Source organism: Brevundimonas sp. (assembly GCF_016463485.1).
Classification (GTDB): domain Bacteria; phylum Pseudomonadota; class Alphaproteobacteria; order Caulobacterales; family Caulobacteraceae; genus Brevundimonas.
This window is the reverse complement of sequence record NZ_JAEMRD010000246.1, coordinates 1-2,328: the sequence shown is the minus strand read 5'-3', so window position 1 is coordinate 2,328 and position 2,328 is coordinate 1. Positions and strand designations below refer to the sequence as shown.

The window sequence follows — 2,328 nt, the reverse complement described above, 5'->3', positions numbered from 1 at the left end:
GGGTTGTGGCAGTTGACCGCGATCCAGCGATTCTGGCCACCCTCCTGGCCCGCCTACCCCAATCCACTCTCACCCACACCCGACAATGTCCACCTACGACACCCTAATTTCTTCTCTCACCGGCGAAGCCGGTCGAGGCGGCGGTGTTGTCCAGCGACAGGACGGCACCGAGCGGCCGGAGCCCGCGAAGGCGGTGGCGCCGCGGCAGTACGCCGACGCCGACGCCCTGTTCGGGGACGCAGGCGCGGATCTGTTCGTCTATCGCAGCGTGCTGGATTCGATGGAGGGCGCGGCCGACGGCATCTTCGGCTTCGTCTCGGGGCAGGACCGGATCGATCTGAGCGGGCTTCGGAACAGCGCGGCCGACGTTTTCGGCATCGCCTATCTGGGGACGGGGTCGTTCCTGTTCGTGGACATCGGGGGCGACGGGTACAACGAGCTCGTGATCCAGTTGGCGAATACGACCCTGGTGGCGTCCGACATCAACTGGGGATCGGCCCCGTCGTCAGCCGCTCCGGCCGCTGGGCCGACGGGCGCGGTCGGTCTGACCGTCCTGGACGAAGCGGCTACGGACTTCGCCGAATGGTCATCCCTGATCGGCCAGACCGGCGGGGCCATGGCCGATCTGGAGACCGTCTGGGCGCACGGACGGCACGGGCCCGACTGGTACCTGTAACCCCCGTCAGACCGACCCGATCGTCTTCAGCCGGGCCCTCGGGTGGATCTCGTTCTGGCTCATCACGACCGTCTGTCCCCTGAACCGTTCGATGATGGAGCGGACGTAGGGGCGGATCTGGGGGCCGGTGAGGAGGACGGCGCTTTCGCCGGCCATGGCGGCGCGCTCGAACACGTCGCGGGTGGCGCGGATGAAGTCCTGGAGGCGGGACGGGGCCATGGCGAGTTGCTTGTCCTCGCCCGTGCCGACCAGGGCGTCGGCGAAGGCCTGTTCCCACTCGGGCGACAGGGTGACGATGGGCAGGGCGCCGTCGTCGCCTTTGTGCTGCCAGCACAGCTGGCGGGCCAGGCGGCTGCGGACGTGTTCGACCAGGGTGGTGACCGAGCTGGAATGAGGCGCGGCCTCGGCCAGGCCCTCAAGGATGGCGCCCAGGTCGCGGATCGAGACCTTTTCGCGCAGCAGGGCCTGCAAGACCCGTTGCAGCGTCGTGACGGTGACGACGGACGGCACCAGTTCGTCGACCAGCTTCTTTTCGTCCTCGCCCAGTTCCCTGATCAGCTTCTGCACTTCTGCATAGGACAGCAGGTCGGCCATATTGTCCTTGAGGATCTCGGTCAGGTGGGTGGTCAGGACGGTCGAGGGATCGACGATCGTATAGCCCCGGAAGGTCGCTTCTTCCCTCAGGCCGTCGTCGATCCAGGTGGCGGGCAGGCCGAAGGCGGGCTCCTTGGTGTGTTCGCCGGGCAGTTCGACCTGACGGCCCATGGGGTCCATGGCCAGCAGGGAGCCCAGACGCACCTCGCCGGCCCCGGCCTCCATCTCCTTGATGCGGATGGCATAGCCCTGGGTGGGCAGGCGCATGTTGTCGAGGATACGGACCGAGGGGATGACGAAGCCGTATTCCTGGGCCAGGGCGCGGCGCAGGGCGCGGATCTGGTCGGTCAGGCGGCGGCCCTCGAGGTCGTTGATCAGGGACAGCAAGGAATAGCCGAGCTCGATCTTGACTTCGTCGATGGTCAGGGCGGTTCCGATGGGCTCCTCGACGTCGTCCTTGGGTTTGCCGGCGGAGGCGGTGGCGGCCAGTTCGGCCTCGGTCGGCTTGGGCTTCAGGCGGGCCCGGCCCAGACGCCAGGCCATGAAGCCGGCCCCGATCGCCAGGCCCACGAAGGGGATGATCGGCATGCCTGGGATCACGGCCAGCAGGGCCGAGGCGGCGGCGACCATGCCCAGGCTGACGGGATTGGTGGCCAGTTGCGAGACCAGGGCCTTGTCGGCCGAACCCTCGACGCCCGCCTTGGACACCAGAAAGCCGGCGGCGATGGAGATGATGATGGCCGGAACCTGGGTCACCAGACCGTCGCCGATGGTCAGTTGGACATAGGTGTTGGCGGCCTCGCCGAAGGGCAGGCCATGCTGGATCACCCCGATCAGCATGCCGCCGATGGCGTTGATGAAGACGATGATCAGGCCGGCCATGGCGTCGCCGCGCACGAATTTGGACGCACCGTCCATGGCCCCGAAGAAGGTGGATTCCTGTTCCAGCTCCTTGCGGCGCAGCTTGGCCTGGTCCTCGGTGATCAGGCCCGAGGACAGGTCGGCGTCGATGGCCATCTGCTTGCCCGGCATGGAGTCCAGGGTGAAGCGGGCCGAGA

The 2,328-nt window shown here is 67.4% G+C and carries 2 protein-coding genes; one reads left to right on the top strand and one right to left on the bottom strand.

The features are described from left to right. Positions 1 to 85 precede the first annotated feature (85 nt). Entirely contained in the window at positions 86 to 676 is a 591-nt protein-coding gene (locus JHC99_RS18510; protein ID WP_292156162.1) for a M10 family metallopeptidase C-terminal domain-containing protein, read from the top strand. Between the two features lie 6 nt (positions 677 to 682). Here JHC99_RS18510 and JHC99_RS18505 read toward each other — a convergent pair. Continuing rightward, a partial coding sequence (locus JHC99_RS18505) for a flagellar biosynthesis protein FlhA (protein ID WP_292156161.1) occupies positions 683 to 2,328 on the bottom strand: 1,646 nt, incomplete at its 5' end.